Below are 20,963 nucleotides of genomic sequence, written 5' to 3' on the forward strand. Positions count from 1 at the left end.
CTAAGTGAGCGGCTTTTTTTATTTAATATCTTCAGGAGAAATATGCATATTATCTTCAAAAGGGGATAAGTTTATTCTTGTAGAGATAGGTTTGGCTTTTTCAAAAGAAGAAGGAGCCGTTCTTCCAGTTCCTAATATATCGGCAATAGCAGCTGCTAATAATGGTTCGTTTTCATTACCTAAAATGCCATAATTTTTTGGGTCTTCAATAACTTCAATGTTTGGTGCTAAACCAGTAGCAGGGACTTGTTCATCGTTAGTGTTTACAGTAATAGCAACAAGTGGTTGCATAGCATATGTATGTGTTGGATTAGCATCGCTTCTGCTTAAATAATCGGGCGAATCATAAATAGTTATGGAAGCTTGTGATTTACCTGTGGTAGAACTTCCAATTTGAACAACATTAACATACGATTTTAAACTATTAATAATCATTTCACTTGCCGAAGCCGAACTGCCCGAAGTTAATACATATACTTTATCTAGGTTTAAGCTGTTAATTGAAGTACCATCAAAATTATTGCTAAAATTATAAATAGAGTTATTGGCTTGTAAATCGGCATTGTAGTTTAATTTCGCAAAAATAGCGCCATTAAATTGTCCTGTAACCATGCTTCCTAAGAGTGTTGCTGAGTTAACAGAACCTCCAGGATTATACCTTAAATCTAAAACTAAATGTTGCACATTATTAGCTTGAAAGGTCGAAAAGGCGTTATTTAATTGGGTGTTAAAATCTGGAGTAAAACTGTTGTAAGCCAAATAGCCTAAGTTTTCACCATTAACATCGATAATCTCGGTTCTATAAACGGGATTTTCAGTATAAACTGTTTTAGATAACGAAATACTTGTGTTGTTAGGTTCTATAAAATCATCGTTATTTTCTGGAGTGCCATTGTCATTATAATCGGCAAAATTAAGCGTGTAATTATTCTGATTAAAAAGCGATGAAATGTTATTGGCTGTTAATTCGGTACCATTCACCGCATGAATAATTTGTCCACGTTGTAAGCCTTGGCTAGAAGCTTCGCTATTATTTAAAACTAACCTGATAATAGCAAAAACATTGGTGCTGCTTCCTGGTTCGTAATAAAAATTAAACTCCAAGCCATTACTTAGGTTTGTGCCGCTATTTAATTGTTGCTCTAAGGCAATGTAGTTGTTTGTAATCCAGCTAAACCTGTCAACCGTTTCACGTTGATAAATTAGACTTTCAAAAAAAGTTTCTGGAGAGGAATAGCTATTTAAATAACTATTGTAATTTGACGTTTGCGATAAATTGGTTTCTAATTCTGGAACATTATATTTATATAAATAAAAAATGTTCATGCCGCGATAAACAAAGTCGTTAATATCGGTTGTAGTTGCGGGATTATCGTCTAAATCATCAAAGCAGTTAAAAAGACTTAATGATAAAATAAGTAGAAAGATAGTTTTAATGGTTTTCATTAATAATAAGTATATTCAGTTGTGCTATTTAAAACATTATTTTGATATTCACTCATAGTTATTGGGTAACCAAGTTCGTTATATGAATATTCTCTAGTAAAAGTAGTGGTTCCTATATTATTAGTCCAGGCTCTTTCTGTTTTATTATTTAAGCTATATTGAATTATTTTACTAATTTCTTGGTTCTCAAAAGCTGTTAAAAAGGGGTTGTTGTAAGAATCGTATTCATAATTATATACTTCGTTAACTTCACCATTTATGTACTCGGTTGTGTTGGTAAGATTACCAAAATCATTATAGGTTAATACAAGGTACCCTTCAATAGTAGAATTATTAAAGTAATTTACAAGTGTTAATTGGTTTTGTTCGTTGTATTCATATTCTCTATAATATGTGTTATCATTAAATGTCCTTGTTGAAGAAACAATTAAGTTATTGTTAAATTCATATTCGGTTGTGCTAGTAATATCTGTTACTTTCCAAATTTGACCATTACCATTGTAGTAATAAGTTGTGGTAGAAGGCGTGTTATTTCCGTAAGTGGTTGTTGCAGATTCTAATAAACCAGATGAATCATAATTGTAAGTGCTTTTAACTATAGATTCAGGTTCAGCTATATTCCATTCTATACTTTTTAATTTTCCCGTTAGTTGAGAGCTATTATCATTAGAATTGGAATCGTCAGAAGAACAAGACAATATAAAAGTACAAATTAGAGATAAAGACAACTTTTTAAACATATTTTAAAATTTAAATTAAGAACCCTTTAAAAATACTTACTTTAAAATAGAATGAAAATTTTTTGTAACAAAAAAGATACTTAATCGTCGTAAAGGTAAATAGCAGTAAAAGTTATTTTAGCTAACCAAAAAAATGAACCAAAACGAATTTTTAAATATTGTCATGCCTTTTAAGGATAAGGTGTTTCGTTTAGCAAAACGATTGTTAGTATCTACCGAAGAAGCGGAAGATGCCACACAGGAAGTCCTTATAAAGTTGTGGAAAAACAAAGCTAAAATAGAAAGTTATAATAATGTTGAGGCGTTTTCTATGACCATGACTAAAAACTTTTGCTTGGATAAATTAAAATCGAAACAAGCACAAAATTTAAAAATTGTTCATAGTAATTATAAAGACCACAATGTATCGTTGCAAAAAGAGATAGAAGTTAACGATAGTGTAAATTGGGTATCGAAAATTATAGAAGAATTACCCGAACAACAAAAAATGGTTATTCAATTAAGAGATATCGAACAATACGATTACGACGAAATAGCCAAAATGCTAAATATGAATAACACAGCAGTTAGAGTGGCTTTATCACGAGCAAGAAAAGCAATACGAGAAAAATTAACTAATACGCATAATTATGGTATTAAATAATATAGAAAAATTACTAGAAAAGTATGACAATGGCGAAACAACGCTTCAAGAAGAGCAACAGTTAAAACACTATTTTACTAACGAAACTGTACCGCCACACCTTGAGAGTTACAAAGCTATGTTTACTTATTTTTTAGTAAATGAAAAAGAGCAGTTTACCAAAGACGTTCCATTACAATCTAAACGCAGTGTATCTTTTTATACCAAATGGATTTCTGTTGCAGCTGTAGCCGTTCTTTTAATTGGGTTTTATTTCAAGTCTAATGTATTTCAACAACAAGACGACCTAGGAACCTACGACGACCCAAAAGTAGCTTACAACCAACTTGTACAGTCGTTAGAATTAATCTCAAGTAATTTCAATAAAGGTACCGAAAAACTAGAGTACTTAAACACGTACAACAAAGGCGTTTCTAAAGTAGGTTACCTTAATGAAATGGATAAAACAACTAGTTTAATTTTTAAAAAGTAAATCATAAATTTAATAAATAGTAATACAATGAAAAATAGAATAGCACTTTTAATTATGGCAATTATGTTATTGCCGTTAACAGGTATGGCACAAGATATTTTTGCTAAATACAGCGAAAACCCAGAGGTAACTTACGTGTCTATTAAGCCTAAAATGTTCCAAATGTTAGCAAAGATGGATATTAATACCGACGATCCTGAAGCGCAAGAGTATTTAAATATGGTAAATAGTATTACCAGTTTTAAAACCATTGTTACAGATAATGAAACGATATCTAAAGATGTGGTAGGTTGGGTAACATCACGAAAAAGCTCTTTAAGTGAATTAATGGAAGTTAAAGATGATGGTGTAGAAATGAAATTTTATATTAAAGAAGGTAAAGATGAAGATCATGTAAGTGAATTTTTAATGTTTGTTAATGGTCTTTCTCAAGTAACAAAAGGAGCAGATATTGAAGTTAACGGTAAGAAACGAAATGTTGAAACTGTAATTGTTTCTTTAACAGGAGACATCGACTTGAATCAAATTTCAAGACTTACCAAAAAAATGAACATTCCAGGTGGCGAACATCTTGAAGAGAAAAAATAATAAATAAATTATATCCAATTATGATACAATCAATCAAAAAATACCTTTATGGTTTGCTAGCATGTGTTATGCTAGCAAGCTGTAATTCGGGAGAAACGTTACAAACCTATTTTGTAGACCGACAAGAAACCCCAGATTTTACATCGGCAGATTTGCCAACATCAATCGTAATGTTTGATAAGGCTACATTAACAGAAGAGCAAAAAGCCGCTTACGAGTCTGTTGAAAAATTAAACTTTTTAGGGTATAAAATTAAAGACTCTGGTAATTTAACAACTTATAATACTGAAGTTGCAAAAGTAAAAACCATTTTAAACGATACGAAGTATAAAGATTTGATGGAATTTAACGATCGCGGTGGAAAAGTTGTTATAAAGTATTTAGGCGAGGACGATAGTGTAGATGAGTTTGTAGTTTTTGGAAGCTCTAAAGATATGGGCTTTGGCATAGTAAGAGTTTTAGGTGATAATATGTCGCCAAGTAAAATAGTTACGTTAACAAAAGCCATTAGAGAAGCTGATATTGATACAACACAATTAAAAGGATTGGAAGGTTTCTTTAAAAATATTTAAAAGCTAGACGATATAGTTTTTAAAAAATAAAAAGGCTCGCAACATGCGAGCCTTTTTTGTGTTATTAATCTTGAACATCATCCTCACTTTCTCCGGAAGATTTATTAATTATCAAATTAACAATAACCAGTATAAAACACAGTAATAATGTGCCTGAAATAGCGTAGTTATTTAATAGGTCTAAAATCCCAAAAAAGGAAAACCCTATAAATACAAAAGCGCAAAGAGCTAAAGATTGTTTGTCTGTTAGCATAAATTAAATTCCAGTATAATTACTAGGTGTAATGTTCTTTAATTCGTTTTTAATATGGTTAGAAACCTCTAAAGTATCAATAAACTCTGAGATAGATTGCTGTGTTATTCTTTCATTGGTTCTAGTTAACCCTTTTAAAGCTTCGTAAGGATTTGGATAACCTTCACGACGCAAAATAGTTTGAATAGCTTCTGCAACAACAGCCCAGTTATTTTCTAAATCTTCATTAAACTTAGCTTCATTAAGAAGGAGTTTGTTTAGTCCTTTAAGTGTGCTTTTAAACCCAATAATTGTATGTGCAAATGGCACACCAGCGTTTCTTAAAACCGTACTATCGGTAAGATCTCTTTGTAATCTAGATATAGGAAGTTTTGCTGCTAAGTGCTCGAATACGGCATTGGCAATTCCTAAGTTACCTTCGGAGTTTTCAAAATCTATAGGATTTACTTTGTGTGGCATGGCACTACTTCCAACTTCTCCTTTTTTAATCTTTTGTTTAAAGTAGTCCATAGAAACGTATGTCCATATATCGCGATTTAAATCTATAATAATGGTATTTATACGCTTTAAACAATCAAATAACGCCGCCATATGGTCGTAATGCTCAATTTGTGTTGTTGGAAACGAATGGTAAAGGCCTAATTTTTCTTGAACAAATTTACTACCAAAGGCTTTCCAGTCTATGTTAGGATAAGCAACTTTATGCGCATTGTAATTTCCTGTGGCACCCCCAAATTTGGCAGCACTCGGGATATCGTTTAATAAATTAAATTGTTCTTCTAAACGCTTTACAAAAACATCAATTTCTTTTCCTAAACGTGTTGGCGACGCAGGTTGCCCGTGTGTTCTTGCCAACATAGAAATGTCTTTCCATTCTATAACCAGCTCTTTAAGCGTGTTTAGTGTTTTAAAATATTCAGGTACATAAACATCGTTCATCGCTTCTTTAATACTTAAAGGAATAGCGGTATTGTTAATGTCTTGAGATGTTAATCCAAAATGAATAAACTCTTTGTATTCAGAAATGTTTAAAGCATCGAATTTTTCTTTTATAAAATATTCAACGGCTTTTACATCGTGATTTGTAACACTTTCTATGGTTTTAATTTGTAGCGCATCTTCGGCTGTAAATTCTTTATATATGTTTCTTAACGCGTCAAAAAGTGTGTGGTCAAAATTGTTTAATTGCGGCAACGGAATTTCGCATAATGCAATAAAGTATTCAATTTCTACAAGAACACGATATTTAATAAGTGCTTCTTCAGAAAAATATGTTGAAAGCGCTTCGGCTTTGTTTCGGTATCTACCGTCAATTGGCGATATGGCGTTTAGTTGTGTTAACGTCATGATGTGTTGTTTTAAAGAAGTGGCAAAGATAACGGTTTTAAGTAGAAGAGTGAAGGGTTAATACCCGTTTTTAAGAATTCTTTATTTTTTTTAAAATGTGTCTAGCTCTTGCTTTAAAACCTGAACTTTGTATGTGGTAGTCGCGTTCTAAAATTAAAGCAAGTTCTGGATGAATCCAAGCGTAATCCTGCCCAAATAAAAAGAGTGTGTTCATAGAATAAGCTTTAGGTGCTATTTTTTCATCGGTAATCATATAATCAAAACAAACCTCTATAATACGTTCTTTATGGGTGTTTGTTAATGCTTGTTTTATGGCGTTATCTGTTTTAGCATAATAGGCTTTAGCAAGGTATTCGCAAATTTTTGCTACTGGACGTACAGCCGAATCGAAATGAACTTTTTTAATGTTTTTTGTAAAATAATCTAAATGCGGAATAATAGCATCTAGTTGTTCACTACACATAAACTCCATAATCCAAGCTGCGCGACACGATATTTTATCATCTACCATAAATAAAATATCTAAAGTTTTAGGAACTAGATTTGTATTATTTAGAAGCAAGTTGGCATACTTTAGACGTTTTTCTCTAGAATGATTAACATAATTTAATTCGTCGTAAAGTTGTTTTGTTGTCAAGGCTTTTCCTATTTTTATCTCTAAATTTAATCAAAATGAAAAATACTTTAAAGAAAATCTTGTTTTTGCTCTTGGCAGTATTTGTTATAGCGCAATTTTTTGGGCCAGAAAAAAATGATGGCGATTTAGTAACATTAGAACCGTTTTTAGCAGAGACAAATCCGCCAGAAGATGTTAAACTAATACTTAAAGAAACGTGCTTTGATTGCCATAGTAGTGTTACAAGATATCCTTGGTATAGTAAAATTACTCCTGTTAACTATTGGTTAAACGATCATATAGAACACGGTAAAGAAGAGTTAGATTTTTCAAAATGGGAGTCGTATTCGGCAAAAAAGAAAGAACATAAATTAGACGAAGTTGGCGAACTAGTTGAAAAAAAAGAAATGCCTTTAGAGTCTTATACTTGGGTGCATAAAGAAGCCAAACTTTCCGATGCACAAATAGAAGCTGTTGTAGCTTGGGTTAATAAAGTAAAGTTTAAATATTCCTTAGAGCCAAGACCAGAGTAGTCATTTTGAAACACAAACTTTTAATAATTGGTTTTGTATGGCCAGAGCCAAAAAGTTCTGCAGCTGGAAGCAGAATGATGCAGTTAATAGCATTTTTCTTATCACATAATTACGATGTAACATTTGCTACAACAACCAAGAAAACCCAAAATGCCTTTAACTTAGAGCAAATAGGTATCCATGAAGTTGAGGTGGCACTAAACAATTCTAGTTTTGATGATTTTCTGGCAGAGTTAAAACCAGACATCGTTTTATTTGATAGGTTTTTAACCGAAGAGCAGTTTAGTTGGCGTGTCGCAGAATGTTGCCCAAACGCTATAAGAATATTAGATACAGAGGATTTACATTTTTTACGAAAAGGCAGACAGCAAGCATTTAAAGATAAAGAATTATTTAATGATGATTATCTCTATAACGATACTGCAAAACGTGAAATAGCCAGTATATTACGTTGCGATTTAAGTTTACTTATTTCGGAGTACGAAATGGCATTATTGCAAGAAAGGTTTCATGTTGATGCATCACTTTTATTGTATTTGCCTTTTATGTTAAATTCAATTTCTAATAAAGCTTTAAAAAAGCTACCCAGATATCAATCTAGAGATCATTTTATTACAGTAGGAACATTTTTACACGAGCCTAATTACCAATCGGTTTTATATTTAAAGCAAACTATTTGGCCAAAAATTAAAGCACAACTTCCTAATGCCGAACTTCATATTTATGGTGCTTATCAATCGCAAAAAGTTACCCAATTACATAATATAAAAGAAGGGTTTTTAATTAAAGGGTTTGTCGATGATTTAGATACCGTAATGCAATCGTCTCGTGTGTGTTTAGCGCCTTTGCAGTTTGGAGCCGGTTTAAAAGGTAAGCTAATTGATGCCATGAGAAACGGAACACCGTGTGCCATGTCTACTATAGCAGCCGAAGGCATGTTTGGAACATCTCAACCAAACGGCTTTGTAAGTGATGATGTTAATGAGTTTGTAGAAAAAACAATCCAGCTTTATAGTCAAGAATCTTTCTGGGAAGAATCGCAAAAAAATGGATTTAACGTATTAGAACAAAGATTTTGCAAGTATGAGCATCAAGATAATTTTTGGGGTAAATTAAAAGTCATAAAGTCTAATTTAAAATCTCATCGTCAAGACAATTTTTTAGGAAGTATTTTGCAACATCATCTTCACCAAAGTACCAAGTTCATGTCTAAATGGATAGAAGAAAAGAATAAATAAAGACAAGCTTTATACTTGTTATAAGTATTTATCTATTCTTAATTTAGGTAGACCATCTAATTTTATTACTTTTAGCCTTCTTTATAAATATCAATGCTATTTTGTTTAACCGTGTTTTAATAACTATTCTCTTTTTATGTTATGGCATTTTGAGTTTTTCTCAAAACCAGCCTCCAAATATTACAGCTACTGGAAATCAAATTTATTGTCCATTAAGCCAAACGCCTATTGTATCTTTTTTTAATATTGATGATCCTGATGATACAACAATAGAAGCTCTTTACATCCAAATTTCTACAGGATATCAAGTTGGTAGTGATGTTTTGGAGTTAACCGGGGCGCACCCAAATATTCAAACAAGTTGGGATGCTAATCAAGGGAAATTAACCTTAACAGGAATTGCGGGAAATGAAGTCGCTTATACCGATTTAATTGCAGCAGTTTACGATGTGGTTTTTGAAAGTACTACAATAGATTTAGAGTTTGAAAAATCATTTTCTTTCACCATAGGTGAGGCTAACTATTTGCCTTCTACAGGACATTATTACGAGTATGTTGCCGATGTAGGTGTTTCTTGGGACGACGCAAAAGTTTTAGCTGAAAATAGAACCTATTATGGGTTGCAAGGTTATTTAGTAACAATTCTATCTGAAGACGAAGCACAATTATCAGGAGAGCAAGCGGCTGGAACAGGTTGGATTGGCGGAAGTGATGCCGAAACAGAAGGCGAATGGAAATGGGTTACTGGTCCAGAATCTGGGACTATATTTTGGAATGGTGGAACAAACGGATCTACACCAAATTTTGCCTTTTGGAATACTGGTGAGCCTAACAACTTAGGAGAAGAAGATTATGCACATATTACAGCACCAGGATTAGGAGTACAAGGTTCTTGGAACGACTTACCTAATGTTGGCGGTGATGGTGATTATGAACCAAAAGGCTATATTGTTGAATATGGCGGTATGCCTGGAGATCCTACGTTAAACTTATCAGCCAGTACGCAATTAAATATTCCTAGAATAATTAATACATTAGAAGCAGAACGTTGTGGTAATGGTACCGTAACCTTAGAAGTACAAACTTCAATAGGTACGGTGTATTGGTTTAGCTCAGAAGCGGGAAATGTTATTGCTACTGGAAATACGTTTGTTACCCCTGAAATTAATGAAACAACTACGTTTTACGCCTTGGCAACGGCAAACAACTGTTTAGAAGGTGAGAAAGTACCTGTAACAGCTACGGTTTATGCATTACCAGAAGTAAATTCGCCAATTACATTTAATAATTGCGATGAGGATGGCATTCCCGACGGATTTACTAATTTCAATTTAAATGAAATAGGAGATTTAATAACAAACGGAGAGACATCAACCTACACCATTTCATATTATGACGATATTTCTAATGCCAATCAAGGAATAAACTCATTAGAGGCTTATCCATATAATAATATTAATTCCAGCGAAATCTATGTTAGAGTAGAAGGAGAAAATGGATGTTTTAAAGTTATTACGGTTAATTTAGAGATTTCTACCACAGCTTTACCCGATGATTTTTTAGTAACATTAGAGGTATGTGATACTGGTGAAGAAGGCATAGAAGAGTTTAATCTATTGAATGCTGAACAAGATGTTTTAGATGTATTTCCTGATACTCAAAATTTAAGTGTTCATTTTTACGAAACTCTTGAAGATGCCCAGCTAGAATTAAATGAAATAAATGCTACAGTTCCTTATACCAATCAAAATCTTTTTTCAGAAGTTCTTTATGTCAGAATTGAAGATGATAATGGTGGTTGTTATGGTATTGGTGGGCATTTAAATTTAGTAGTTCAGCCTAAGCCAGAATTTCAGTTAGATGATAGGACGGTTTTCTGTTCAAATGAGGAATTAGTTGCGTTAAGTATTTACAACCCTCAAGGTACTTACAATTATGAGTGGTTAGATATTACAGGAACTATTTTAGGAACAGGACCTACTTTAGAAGTCGGTTCTGGAGGCGAATATTTTGTAATTGCAGAGAATGAAAATGGGTGTTTTTCTGATATTAAAAACATATCGGTTGTAACCTCTTCAAGTCCAAATATAAGTTACGAAGATATTTCTATTACAGACTTTAGTGAGACTAATAGTATAACCATTAATACACAACATTTAGGAGATGGACACTATGAGTTTTCAATAGGAAGCAGTTCTGGTCCTTATCAAGACATGCCGTATTTTAATAACTTGCCTTATGGAAGTTACACACTTTACGTTAGAGACAAGAATGGTTGTGGAATGACTGAATTAGATTTTTCAATCTTAGGACATCAAAAGTTCTTTTCTCCCAATGGAGATAATGTAAATGACACTTGGAACATTAAAGGAGCCGGACAAGGATATAAATTAACGTCTTACATTACAATTTACGATAGGTATGGTAAAATGATACAAACAATAACTCCTTTTGAAGGTGGCTGGGATGGTACCTTGAAAGGCGCAAACTTACCGAGCTCAGACTATTGGTTTATGGCTAGAATGATAACTAATGCCGGAGAACATAGAATATTAAAAGGACACTTTGCTTTAATAAGATAACGCTAGTTTTCTGTGACAGAAACGCCGTCTTCGGCAAACCTTTTAAAATCCATCATGTATTGTTTGGATTGTTTTTTAAAAGCGCCTGGCATAAGTAATGTCATTAACCGATAAATAAATTTTGTAGGTATAAATTCAGATTTTGAGATCCATTTAGTATGGCCGTTTTGGGTTTCTTTAAAAAAGTTTTCTTGTACATTATGCATGCCTTTAGTGTCGTAAGTTGCATGAAATTCGTTAGGAAGTTGTTTTTTAGTAATGGTTTCTATAAGTTCCATTTGACGTTTTCCCATGTTATAAATAAGTTTTGTTTTAGAACCAATTTCCCCAGGGTTACCCGATAAAAATTCATAAGATTTTAATCCCCGTTGCCAATGTTTCATATTGGACATATTATCAAATTTTTTTACAAATTCTTCAATCGGGCACTCTACAACAACTTCTACTTGGTATTTCATGATTTATGAACTTTTATTAAAAGTAATAAAAAAAGCGATTGTATTTACAATCGCTTTTTTAAGATGGTTTTTTGCATATTTATCGAGCAATTACTTTAATAACCTTTTTAAGGTTAGTGCCTTCAACTTTAATAAGTAAAAGCTGGTTTTTTGGTAAAGAAATAAGCTTTTTAAAGTCATTAGTTATAGTATTACTTGATTGTTGTATAACTCTACCAAAAACATCATAAACGGTAATAGTAGCCATGCCTTGATAACCATTAATGTGTAAATGGTTATTTGTTAAAAATATTTTAGTTTGCTTAGAAACATTGTTAATAGACATGGTTGGAGTTTCTGTAATGGAGTACTCTAACGTGTTAATATTAAATGAAATATCGTAATTGTCATCGCTAGGAATTGGAATATTGTCTCCAGAGTTTGGTACAGCGGTGCCAGATAAAGTAGTTCCGCCGTAATTAACATTCCAGTTGCCATCTCGTCTAAATTTTACTTCACCAGCAGTTAAAGCTACGTTGTTGGCGGTATAAGTAATATAATCGGTTGTGCTTAAAACAAGATCACTAGACCAGCCGTTAAAATCACCAATAAGACCTACATTTTGATCGGAAGGTGAAACAGGTGTGAAAATATACTCGGTAGACCCAATGTCGATACTAATGTCGTAAAAACCAGCTTCTACAGGAATGTTGTTATCAGCCCAAGTACCGGTTGGAAAAGTGGTGCCACCCCAATTATTATCCCAGCTATCATCTTGTCTAAATTTTAACCCTGTATCAGGCAAATAATAATTACTTAGGGTAAAAGTAATGTTGTCAGTCGTATTCATGTTAACATCGTTTCCCCAGTCATTAAAATCTCCAAGAAACCCTACAGATTGCGAAAATATTAAGCTAGGTATAGAAATTACATAAATAAGAAAAAGTAGTTTTAATTTCATATAAAAATTGTTTATTAGTTAATAGTCTTTACAATATAGCAAATAAGAGGTTTTATTTTTGCGTAAAACACAACTACAACGTTTTCGTGTTAATAAATAATTAAAAACAGGGTTGCTTTATTGTTAAATAAGCAATTTTGTTTTAACATTTTCTTGCATCGTATAAACATTGCTTAATAGACTAATTGTTTTATTTTTGCAGGTATTCATATTAAAATAAAAGTATGCTTCGTATTTATTTTTTTCTTGCAATATGTTTTTGTTCAAGTGTATTGCAGGCGCAAACTTCTCAAAACGATATATTATTTACTGTAGATGATAGCCCCGTTTACTCAGAAGAATTTATAAGAGTTTTTAAGAAGAATTTAGATTTGGTTAAAGACGAATCGCAAAAAGATGTAGACGAATATTTAAAACTATTTATAGATTATAAATTAAAACTTAAAGAAGCACAAGCATTAGGCCTTGATGAAAAAACATCTTACCAAAGAGAGCTAGAAGGCTATAAAAAGCAACTAGCCAAAAACTACCTAACCAACAATCAAGTAACAACCGAATTAGTAGAAGAAGCTTACGAAAGGGTAACTAACGAGATTAAAGCAAGTCATATTCTAATTAAACTTAATCCAAACCCTAAACCAGAAGACACTCTTTTTGCTTATAACGAGTTAATAAAGTTGCGAGAAAGAGTTTTAAACGAGGGCTTTGAAAGTGTAAAAAACGATGTACATAACGGAAAGACTATTTTTGCAGAAGATTTAGGGTATTTTTCAGGATTTAAAATGGTTTATAACTTTGAAAATGCTGCATATAATACACCTGTAGGAGACATATCTATGCCATTTAAAACAAGGTTTGGGTATCATATTGTAAAAGTCGATGATAAAAGAGCATCTCGGGGAGAACGCACGGTGGCTCATATCATGATTTCAAATAATAAAGAAAATACAACACAAGAAAATGCCGAAACAAGAATTAATGCAATATATCAAAAACTTCAGCAAGGAGAAGATTTTGAAGCTTTAGCTAAACAATTTTCAAATGATATAAGTTCTGCCAAAAAAGGTGGCCTTTTACCTGCTTTTGAAGGTGGGCAATTAAGTTCTCAGGAGTTTGAAGATGTTGCTTTTTCATTGCAAAAAGAAGGTGAAGTATCAAAGCCATTTCAAACGCAATTTGGATGGCACATTGTTAAGTTGTACAAGATATCACCTATGGGATCTTTTAACGATATGAAATCTCAATTAGAAGCAAAAGTAAAAAGGGATTCCAGGTCGCAACTTATAAACGAGGCTTTAGTAAATAAACTTAAGCAGGATTATAAAATATCAACAAATAACGATGCTTTAGACTATTTTAAATCAATTTTAAATGAAGATTACTTTAAAAGAACCTGGCAATTACCAGAAGATTTTAAATCGGAAGAAAACTTAGTTAAAATTGGCGATTTGCAATTAAAATATTCAGATTTTGGAAACTATTTGGTCAAGACACAAAGACGACAAAGTGGTAAAAAACCAATTAATGTTTTAGTAGAAGAACAATATAAGGTGTTTTTAGGAAATCATTTAATTGAATACAGAGAAGCGCATTTAGAAGATGTAAATGAAGAGTATGCCAATATTATTACTGAATATAGAGACGGATTGTTATTATTTGACCTAATGGAGACAGAAATTTGGAATGCCGCTAAAGAAGATACCTTAGGCTTAAAAGCTTTTTACGAAAAAAATAAAGAAAATTACTTTTGGAATACAAGAATAGATGCTGTAGTGGCATCATCGGCAAAGAAAAGTGTTATTAAAAAAGTATCTAAAATGCTTGCCAACGGCGAAACGACAGAAAGTATTAAAAGCAAAATCAATCAAGATAATAAGGTGAATGTAATTTTTACTTCTGGAGTTTTAGAGAAAAATCATCAATCGTTACCAGAAGACTTTAATTTTAAAAAAGGCGTGTCGAAAATATACCATAAAAATGACGCTTTTTTGGTTGTTAATGTAAAAGATGTGCTTCCAAAAACATTAAAAGAATTTAATGAGATTGAAGGTCTTGTTTTAACAGATTTTCAAAATTATAAAGAGCAAGAGTTTGTAAAACAACTTCATGAAAAGTATACTGTTGTCGTTAACGAGGCCGTATTAAGTAAAGTGAAATCTCAAATTAATCAATAATTGCACACATCTAAATATATACTGTTAAGCCTATTTTTAGTTACGCTAAGTTCTTGTCACTTTTTTAAACAAACAGAAGAAGGAACTCCCATAGCTAGAGTAAACGACACCTACTTGTATAAAGAAGATGTAGAAAAGTTGTTGTCAGACAATTTATCTAAAGACGATAGTACTGTTTTAGTAACTAATTACATAAACCGTTGGGCAACCCAACAACTTTTAGTTGAAGGTGCAAAACGCAATTTATCCGAAGAGCAAATACAAGCATTTGAAGATTTAACAGTAAAGTATAAAAACGATTTGTTTTCCAATGCTTACTTAGAGGCCTTGGTAGATAAAAATATAGACACAACAGTAACGCTTTCCGAAGCTCAATCCTATTACGAAGGCAATAAGTCGGTATTTAGTTTAAACGAAGATTTAATAAAATTCCGTTACATTCATATAGATGAAAATGCTATTAACCTAGAGACGATTAAAGAAAAATTTAAGCGTTTTAATGCAAGCGATAAAAAACATTTAGATTCGATATCGGTTCAATTTAAATCCTATTCGTTAAAAGACTCGGTTTGGATTAAACTAGATCAAGTAGTCGACAAAGTTCCTGCAATAACCATCGAAAATAAAACCCAACTGTTAAAAAAATCTAATTTTATACAACTTAAAGATTCATTAGGTTTATATTTGATGCACGTAAACGATGTGCTAACGCGTAACAGTACAGCACCATTAGAATACGTAAAACCTACAATAGACGAAATTGTTATAAATAAAAGAAAGTTAGAGCTTATTAAAGAGCTGGAGAAAGATATTACTAAAGATGCAACAAAAAATAAAAACTTTGAAATTTACCATTAAAACCAACACCATATTATTTACTGCACTTACTTGTTTTCTTAGTCTGTTTTCAACAGCACAAGAAATAATTTCAGACGATAGTACTAAAGTAGCTGTAACAAACACAAAAGATTCTCTAACATCATTTCAAACCAGAAAAATAGATGGTGTAGCAGCAGTAGTAGGTGATTATATTATTCTAGATTCCGATATAGATAAAACAATCTTAGAACTTAAAGCTAGCGGAGCTTCTTTACAAGGCGTGTCTAGATGCCAGTTATTTGGAAAAATGCTAGAAGATAAACTATACGCACACCATGCTGTACAAGATAGTATTGAAGTAACCGATGCCGAAATACGTTCTAGCGTAGATTATCAACTTCAGCAAATGATGGCACAATCTGGAAAAAGCATGGAAGAATTAATCGCTTTCTACAACAGAAAATCTGAAAAAGAACTTCGCGAAGAAATGTTCGAAATCAATAAATCTGAACGATTGGCTGGCGAAATGCAAAAGAAAATTGTTAGCGAGCTAGAAGTTACACCAGAAGAAGTACGTGAGTTCTTTAATAAAATTCCAGAAAGCGAAAGACCAACCTTTGGTACAGAACTTAAAGTGTCGCAAATTGTGATAGAGCCCGAAGTTTCAGAAGAAAACAGACAACGTGCCATAAATCAATTAAAGCAATTTAAAGCCGACGTTCAAGAAAACGGAGCGAATTTTCGTTCCAAAGTTGTTCTGTATTCAGATGATCAAGCATCTAAAGCCAATGGAGGCTTATACACGTTAAACCGAAATAAACCACGAATGGTTAAAGAGTTTCGCGAAGCTGCATTCTCGCTTCAAGAAGGTGAAATTTCAGATCCTTTCGAAACCGATTTTGGATTTCATATTGTTTATTTAGAGAAAGTTAGAGGGCAAGAATACGATGTAAGACATATATTACTTATTCCAGAAGTATCTCAATCAGCAGTAAGAGAAGCTAGAGAGAAAATAGAAAATATTAGAGAACGCATAGTTTCAGGAGATATTTCTTTTGAAGATGCTGCCAGAGAATCAAGTGACGAAAAAGAAACCAGAAGTGAAGGCGGATTTTTAATTAATCCTGCCACGCAAGATTATAACTTTGAATTAACAAAAATGGATCCAGAGTTATATGGGCAAATTCAAGATTTAGAAGAAGCCGAAATTAGTCCTATAATTACCGAGACGACGCGTACAGGCATAATGAAATTTAAAATTATGCGTGTTACAGACAGAGTCAACGAACATGTGGCAGATTACTCCAAAGACTATTTAAAAATTAAAGAACTAGCACTAAACGAAAAGCGTTTTAAAGCAATCGAAAAATGGCAAGACGAAAAAATAATGGATACTTACATTAAAATTAATGGCGAGTATAAAGATTGCGATTTTTCAGGAAATTGGTTAAAACAATAATATATGTCAGACGTAGCTAAGATCGAAGAATTTGTAACAAAGTATAATGCGCTAAAAGCAGAAATAGCTAAAGTAATTGTTGGGCAGGACTATGTGGTTCAGCAAGTATTAATTTCTATTTTTTCTGGCGGACATACACTATTAATTGGTGTTCCAGGATTGGCAAAAACTTTAATGGTAAAAACCATTGCCCAAGCTTTAGGATTAGACTTTAAACGTATTCAGTTTACACCAGATCTTATGCCAAGCGATATTCTAGGTAGTGAAATTTTAGATGAAAGCCGTCATTTTAAATTTATTAAAGGCCCTGTATTCTCAAACATTATTCTTGCAGACGAGATAAACCGTACACCACCAAAAACACAAGCCGCTTTACTAGAAGCTATGCAAGAGCGCGCAGTAACCGTTGCAGGGCATCATTATAAGTTGGATTTGCCGTATTTCGTGTTAGCAACTCAAAACCCAATAGAGCAAGAAGGAACTTACCCATTGCCAGAAGCACAATTAGATAGATTTATGTTTGCTGTAGATTTAGAGTATCCTTCTTTCCAAGAAGAAGTTGATGTGGTAAAATCTACCACAGCAGATAATACGCAAACCGTTAATCCTTTATTTACGGCACAAGAAATTGTAGATATTCAAAATTTAATACGAAAAATACCCGTTGCCGATAATGTTGTGGAATACGCTGTAAAAGTAGTAGGAAAAACAAGACCTAACTCTAATACAGCAGCCGATTTAGTAAAAAACTACATTGAGTGGGGAGCAGGACCAAGAGCCTCGCAAAATTTAATTCTTGCAGCAAAAACTCACGCTGCTATTCATGGAAAATTCTCACCAGATATTGAAGATGTACAAGCTGTAGCGCATAGTATTTTAAAACACAGAATTATAAAAAACTATAAGGCAGAGGCCGAAGGAATTTCAGAGAAAGAAATCATCAAAAGTTTATTTTAATTCTTTCTAAATAACTCAATCCTCATTTATTTAAGTTTAGGTTGTTAATTTATTACATTTTTAATTCTTAAATTAAGAATATCGTATTTTACATTGCTGTTTTTGTTGTTTTATTGAAAATATCTCAAGCTTAAACCTTATTTGTTACATATTTTTAAAATCGTAGCAAAATTTGTATTTTTGCGAGACTTACAATAAAAAAACTAAAAATTAATATGGCATTTGATATTGATATGATTAAAAAGGTTTACTCCGAAATGCCAAAGCGCGTGGATAAAGCACGTGAAGTGGTAGGTAAACCATTAACACTTTCAGAAAAGATTTTATACGCTCACCTATGGGATGGCGAGCCAACAAAAGCGTACACAAGATCAAAAGATTATGTAGATTTTGCTCCAGACCGTATTGCTTGTCAAGATGCAACGGCACAAATGGCGTTGTTACAATTTATGCAAGCCGGTAAGGATAAAGTTGCTGTTCCAACAACAGTACACTGCGATCACTTAATTCAAGCGAAACAAGGTGCTGCGGCCGATTTAAAGCGTGCCAACGAAACCAGTAGCGAAGTGTTTGACTTTTTAGCATCAGTATCAAATAAATATGGTATTGGATTCTGGAAACCTGGCGCAGGAATTATTCACCAAGTCGTTTTAGAAAATTATGCCTTCCCAGGAGGTATGATGATAGGTACCGATTCTCACACAGTTAATGCTGGAGGATTAGGAATGGTAGCTATTGGTGTTGGTGGAGCCGATGCTGTAGATGTTATGGCAGGAATGGCTTGGGAGTTAAAGTTTCCTAAATTAATTGGGGTAAAGTTAACTGGAAATATTTCAGGTTGGACTGCACCTAAAGATGTCATTTTAAAAGTGGCCGAGATTCTTACCGTAAAAGGAGGAACTGGAGCTATTGTAGAATATTTTGGACCAGGTGCTAAAAACTTATCTTGTACAGGTAAAGGAACCATTTGTAATATGGGAGCCGAAATTGGAGCTACAACATCAACCTTTGGTTACGATGACTCTATGGAGCGTTATTTACGTGCTACAGATAGAGAAGATGTTGCAGATGAAGCAAACAAAATTAGAGAATATTTAACTGCAGATGATGAGGTTTATGCGAACCCAGAACAATACTTCGATCAAGTTATTGAAATCGATTTATCTACATTAATGCCTCACTTAAATGGTCCGTTTACGCCAGATTTAGCAACTGAAGTAGGTACTATGACAGATAAAGCTAAACAAAACGAATGGCCTTTAGCTGTAGAATGGGGATTAATTGGATCTTGTACAAATTCATCTTACGAAGATTTATCAAGAGCTTCTTCAATTGCACAGCAAGCCTTAGATAAAAAATTAAAAACAAAAGCTGAGTTTGGTATTAACCCAGGTTCAGAACAAGTAAGATATACAACAGAGCGTGATGGTATTTTAGATATTTTTGAAAAACTAGATGCTAAAATATTCACCAATGCTTGTGGGCCTTGTATTGGTCAATGGGCGCGTTATGAAGACCCTAAGAACGCTCCAAAAAACAGTATTGTACACTCATTTAACAGAAACTTTGCTAAGCGTGCCGATGGAAACCCAAATACGCATGCCTTTGTAGCTTCTCCAGAAATGACAGCAGCTATCGCTATTGCTGGTCGTTTAGACTTTAATCCAATGACAGACACGTTAATTAATGAGGATGGTGAAGAAGTCATGTTAGATGAACCAACAGGATGGGAATTACCACCAAAAGGTTTTGAAGTTAAAGAAAACGGTTATGTTAATCCAGTTGAAGACGGTAGTAATGTAGAAGTTGTTGTTGCCGACGACTCTGAAAGGTTAGAGCTATTAACACCATTTAAACCAATAGGTGACGAAATAAAAGGAGCGAAGCTGTTAATTAAAGCTTTCGGAAAATGTACAACCGACCATATTTCTATGGCTGGACCATGGTTACGTTTCCGTGGGCATTTAGATAACATATCTAATAACTGTTTAATTGGTGCTGTTAATGCTTATAACAAGAAAACCAATATGGTTAAGAGCCAAATTACAGGTGAATATGCAGGTGTACCAGATACACAACGTGAATATAAAGCTAAAGGTATAAAAACAATTGTTGTAGGAGATCACAACTATGGTGAAGGATCATCTCGAGAACATGCGGCAATGGAGCCAAGACACTTAGGTGTTGCTGCTGTAATTGTTAAGTCTTTTGCACGTATTCATGAAACAAACCTTAAGAAACAAGGAATGTTAGCTTTAACATTTGATAATGAAAGTGATTATGATTTAATTCAAGAAGACGATACTTTCAATTTCTTAGATTTAAATGAATTTGCACCAGATAAGCCATTAACTATCGAAATAGTTCATGCAGATGGTAGTAAAGATGAAATAAAAGTAAATCATACGTATAACGAAGCTCAAATTGCTTGGTATAACGCAGGTTCTGCATTAAATCTTATTGCCGCTCAAAACGCATAATCAAGGAATAGATATTTTTATTAAAAGCTCCTGAAACACAGGAGCTTTTTTTATGATGTACCTAAACTCATTTTCATATGAAATTAAAAAAAACACAAATAAAAAACATAGTATTTTTCGTGTTTATAGCTTTACTTATTATTCCGCAAACACGACAACCAATACAGGTGTTTCTACAAAAAGGCTTAGCGCTCATTTCACCCTCAACAATAAATAAAGAAGATAGACAGAAAATAACGACGTATAATTGGCGTTTAGAAGATGTAAACGGTAATCAATCTAATTTTTCAGAGTCTCAAGGAAAAGTAGTGCTTATTAACTTCTGGGCAACTTGGTGTCCACCATGTATTGCAGAAATGTCTAACTTAAACGAATTATATCTGGATTATAATGATAAAATTGATTTCTATTTTGTTTCCAATGAAGATATTGAAACTTTACAACAGTTTTTAAATAAGAACAAGTATGCTTTTAATGTGCATAGTTCTATAACTCAATATCCATCAGACTTTGATGTAAGTAGTATTCCTAGAACGTTTTTAATAGATAAAGAAGGAAATATTGTAATAGATAAAACAGGAGCAGCAAATTGGAATAGTGATAAAGTAAGAAGCTTAATAAACCAATTGCTAAAGGAATAATATAA

19 protein-coding genes are annotated in these 20,963 nt (G+C 32.9%); 13 read left to right on the forward strand and 6 right to left on the reverse strand.

All coding sequences use genetic code 11. From position 1 onward, the window contains the following. Positions 1-18: 18 nt before the first annotated feature. Both EJA19_RS10490 and EJA19_RS10495 read right to left on the reverse strand, forming a co-directional pair. Positions 19-1,446, reverse strand: a complete 1,428-nt coding sequence (locus EJA19_RS10490) for a S41 family peptidase (protein ID WP_125468315.1) — start codon at positions 1,444-1,446, stop codon at positions 19-21. Beyond that, a complete protein-coding gene (locus tag EJA19_RS10495) occupies positions 1,446-2,186 on the reverse strand; it encodes a hypothetical protein (protein ID WP_125468316.1) in 741 nt (246 codons plus the stop codon). The genes EJA19_RS10490 and EJA19_RS10495 overlap by 1 nt, the downstream gene beginning before the upstream one ends. A gap of 133 nt (positions 2,187-2,319) precedes the next feature. Between EJA19_RS10495 and EJA19_RS10500 the strand changes: the two genes are divergently transcribed. Genes EJA19_RS10500 through EJA19_RS10515 form a run of 4 tightly spaced genes read left to right on the forward strand, consistent with a single transcriptional unit; the run spans position 2,320 to position 4,461 of the window. Continuing rightward, the gene (locus tag EJA19_RS10500) at positions 2,320-2,829 is read left to right on the forward strand and encodes an RNA polymerase sigma factor (protein WP_125468317.1); all 510 of its coding nucleotides are present in this window, start codon (positions 2,320-2,322) and stop codon (positions 2,827-2,829) included. After that, positions 2,816-3,301: a hypothetical protein gene (locus tag EJA19_RS10505; RefSeq protein WP_125468318.1), complete on the forward strand. Its 486-nt coding sequence runs from the start codon at positions 2,816-2,818 to the stop codon at positions 3,299-3,301. Before EJA19_RS10500 ends, EJA19_RS10505 begins: the two co-directional genes overlap by 14 nt. A 27-nt stretch (positions 3,302-3,328) precedes the next feature. Next, positions 3,329-3,889 (forward strand): DUF4252 domain-containing protein, encoded by a 561-nt coding sequence (locus EJA19_RS10510; protein WP_125468319.1) that lies wholly within the window; start codon positions 3,329-3,331, stop codon positions 3,887-3,889. 20 nt (positions 3,890-3,909) lie between these two features. Continuing rightward, positions 3,910-4,461, forward strand: a complete 552-nt coding sequence (locus tag EJA19_RS10515) for a DUF4252 domain-containing protein (protein WP_125468320.1) — start codon at positions 3,910-3,912, stop codon at positions 4,459-4,461. 256 nt (positions 4,462-4,717) lie between these two features. Here the strand turns inward: EJA19_RS10515 and purB are convergent, their stop codons facing one another. Together purB and EJA19_RS10525 are read right to left on the reverse strand one after the other, a co-directional pair. After that, complete coding sequence (gene purB, locus EJA19_RS10520; RefSeq protein ID WP_125468321.1) at positions 4,718-6,061, reverse strand: adenylosuccinate lyase; 1,344 nt, start codon at positions 6,059-6,061, stop codon at positions 4,718-4,720. Positions 6,062-6,131: 70 nt separating this feature from the next. Next, the gene (locus EJA19_RS10525) at positions 6,132-6,698 is read right to left on the reverse strand and encodes an adenylosuccinate lyase (protein WP_125468322.1); all 567 of its coding nucleotides are present in this window, start codon (positions 6,696-6,698) and stop codon (positions 6,132-6,134) included. A gap of 35 nt (positions 6,699-6,733) precedes the next feature. Here EJA19_RS10525 and EJA19_RS10530 point away from each other — a divergent pair, with 35 nt between their 5' ends. From EJA19_RS10530 to EJA19_RS10540, 3 genes are all read left to right on the forward strand, one after another. Next, positions 6,734-7,210, forward strand: coding sequence for a heme-binding domain-containing protein (locus tag EJA19_RS10530; RefSeq protein WP_125468323.1), 477 nt, complete (start codon positions 6,734-6,736; stop codon positions 7,208-7,210). 5 nt (positions 7,211-7,215) lie between these two features. After that, complete coding sequence (locus EJA19_RS10535) at positions 7,216-8,448, forward strand: glycosyltransferase (protein WP_125468324.1); 1,233 nt, start codon at positions 7,216-7,218, stop codon at positions 8,446-8,448. A 149-nt stretch (positions 8,449-8,597) separates the two neighbouring features. Beyond that, positions 8,598-11,030, forward strand: coding sequence for a T9SS type B sorting domain-containing protein (locus EJA19_RS10540; protein ID WP_125468325.1), 2,433 nt, complete (start codon positions 8,598-8,600; stop codon positions 11,028-11,030). Between the two features lie 2 nt (positions 11,031-11,032). Here the strand turns inward: EJA19_RS10540 and EJA19_RS10545 are convergent, their stop codons facing one another. After that, positions 11,033-11,488 carry an SRPBCC family protein gene (locus tag EJA19_RS10545; protein WP_125468326.1) on the reverse strand — a complete coding sequence of 152 codons (456 nt, stop codon included), beginning with the start codon at positions 11,486-11,488 and terminating at the stop codon, positions 11,033-11,035. 79 nt (positions 11,489-11,567) lie between these two features. Then, entirely contained in the window at positions 11,568-12,428 is an 861-nt protein-coding gene (locus EJA19_RS10550; protein ID WP_125468327.1) for a hypothetical protein, read from the reverse strand. 224 nt (positions 12,429-12,652) lie between these two features. Between EJA19_RS10550 and EJA19_RS10555 the strand changes: the two genes are divergently transcribed. The 6 genes from EJA19_RS10555 (at position 12,653) to EJA19_RS10580 (ending at position 20,958) form a co-directional block, all read left to right on the forward strand. Beyond that, entirely contained in the window at positions 12,653-14,602 is a 1,950-nt protein-coding gene (locus EJA19_RS10555; RefSeq protein WP_125468328.1) for a peptidylprolyl isomerase, read from the forward strand. Further along, positions 14,603-15,460, forward strand: coding sequence for a peptidyl-prolyl cis-trans isomerase (locus EJA19_RS10560; protein ID WP_125468329.1), 858 nt, complete (start codon positions 14,603-14,605; stop codon positions 15,458-15,460). After that, positions 15,423-16,880 carry a peptidylprolyl isomerase gene (locus tag EJA19_RS10565; protein WP_125468330.1) on the forward strand — a complete coding sequence of 486 codons (1,458 nt, stop codon included), beginning with the start codon at positions 15,423-15,425 and terminating at the stop codon, positions 16,878-16,880. Before EJA19_RS10560 ends, EJA19_RS10565 begins: the two co-directional genes overlap by 38 nt. A 3-nt stretch (positions 16,881-16,883) precedes the next feature. Further along, positions 16,884-17,837 (forward strand): AAA family ATPase, encoded by a 954-nt coding sequence (locus tag EJA19_RS10570; protein ID WP_125468331.1) that lies wholly within the window; start codon positions 16,884-16,886, stop codon positions 17,835-17,837. 215 nt (positions 17,838-18,052) lie between these two features. Continuing rightward, on the forward strand, positions 18,053-20,317 hold the full coding sequence (locus EJA19_RS10575) for an aconitate hydratase (RefSeq protein ID WP_125468332.1): 2,265 nt from the start codon (positions 18,053-18,055) through the stop codon (positions 20,315-20,317). Between the two features lie 77 nt (positions 20,318-20,394). Continuing rightward, positions 20,395-20,958: a TlpA family protein disulfide reductase gene (locus tag EJA19_RS10580; protein WP_125468333.1), complete on the forward strand. Its 564-nt coding sequence runs from the start codon at positions 20,395-20,397 to the stop codon at positions 20,956-20,958. Positions 20,959-20,963 lie beyond the last annotated feature (5 nt).

The organism is Mangrovimonas spongiae (assembly GCF_003944795.1).
Classification (GTDB): Bacteria; Bacteroidota; Bacteroidia; order Flavobacteriales; family Flavobacteriaceae; genus Mangrovimonas; species Mangrovimonas spongiae.

Excerpts from the sequence above, each read along its gene's own strand:
- EJA19_RS10490 (WP_125468315.1), bottom strand. The coding sequence starts at position 1,446 with ATGAAAACCATTAAAACTATCTTTCTACTTATTTTATCATTAAGTCTT.
- EJA19_RS10495 (WP_125468316.1), bottom strand. The coding sequence starts at position 2,186 with ATGTTTAAAAAGTTGTCTTTATCTCTAATTTGTACTTTTATATTGTCT.
- EJA19_RS10500 (WP_125468317.1), top strand. The coding sequence starts at position 2,320 with ATGAACCAAAACGAATTTTTAAATATTGTCATGCCTTTTAAGGATAAG.
- EJA19_RS10505 (WP_125468318.1), top strand. The coding sequence starts at position 2,816 with ATGGTATTAAATAATATAGAAAAATTACTAGAAAAGTATGACAATGGC.
- EJA19_RS10510 (WP_125468319.1), top strand. The coding sequence starts at position 3,329 with ATGAAAAATAGAATAGCACTTTTAATTATGGCAATTATGTTATTGCCG.
- EJA19_RS10515 (WP_125468320.1), top strand. The coding sequence starts at position 3,910 with ATGATACAATCAATCAAAAAATACCTTTATGGTTTGCTAGCATGTGTT.
- purB (WP_125468321.1), bottom strand. The coding sequence starts at position 6,061 with ATGACGTTAACACAACTAAACGCCATATCGCCAATTGACGGTAGATAC.
- EJA19_RS10530 (WP_125468323.1), top strand. The coding sequence starts at position 6,734 with ATGAAAAATACTTTAAAGAAAATCTTGTTTTTGCTCTTGGCAGTATTT.
- EJA19_RS10545 (WP_125468326.1), bottom strand. The coding sequence starts at position 11,488 with ATGAAATACCAAGTAGAAGTTGTTGTAGAGTGCCCGATTGAAGAATTT.
- EJA19_RS10550 (WP_125468327.1), bottom strand. The coding sequence starts at position 12,428 with ATGAAATTAAAACTACTTTTTCTTATTTATGTAATTTCTATACCTAGC.
- EJA19_RS10555 (WP_125468328.1), top strand. The coding sequence starts at position 12,653 with ATGCTTCGTATTTATTTTTTTCTTGCAATATGTTTTTGTTCAAGTGTA.
- EJA19_RS10565 (WP_125468330.1), top strand. The coding sequence starts at position 15,423 with ATGCAACAAAAAATAAAAACTTTGAAATTTACCATTAAAACCAACACC.
- EJA19_RS10570 (WP_125468331.1), top strand. The coding sequence starts at position 16,884 with ATGTCAGACGTAGCTAAGATCGAAGAATTTGTAACAAAGTATAATGCG.
- EJA19_RS10575 (WP_125468332.1), top strand. The coding sequence starts at position 18,053 with ATGGCATTTGATATTGATATGATTAAAAAGGTTTACTCCGAAATGCCA.
- EJA19_RS10580 (WP_125468333.1), top strand. The coding sequence starts at position 20,395 with ATGAAATTAAAAAAAACACAAATAAAAAACATAGTATTTTTCGTGTTT.